At 57.0% G+C, this 258-nt stretch carries 1 protein-coding gene; it reads right to left on the bottom strand.

Annotated features, from left to right (window positions below; translation table 11 throughout):
• Nucleotides 1-57: 57 nt before the first annotated feature.
• On the bottom strand, nt 58-258 hold a 201-nt coding region (locus ACJDTP_RS27880; protein WP_406763069.1), incomplete at its 5' end, for a hypothetical protein.

Here is a 258-nt window from a genome sequence, read left to right as displayed (position 1 = left end):
ATACAGACCGCAGAAAAATATGGCGCCCGCTACCGGCGAGTTTCCGTACTGCAGCGGCTAGGTCTGACGTTGCCGCACACATTGGTACATGTGAGCGATCCATCGGTTCAATTCGTTGAACGCAATTCTGCCCGTAAAACGGGCGTTTACGGGACGCCTGGCGAGTAGCGAATAAAGCAAGGATCCTTCTGGCGGTGCGAGATCGTGCGGCACGCCCGCCCGCCGCCAGACATCGTCGTGAAGAGTGAGGAAGTAGAA

Source organism: Candidatus Clostridium helianthi, assembly GCF_045310795.1.
In the GTDB taxonomy this organism is placed as follows: domain Bacteria; phylum Bacillota; class Clostridia; order Clostridiales; family Clostridiaceae; genus Clostridium; species Clostridium helianthi.
The sequence above is the reverse complement of the archived record's forward strand: the minus strand, read 5'-3'. Positions and strand labels throughout refer to the sequence as shown.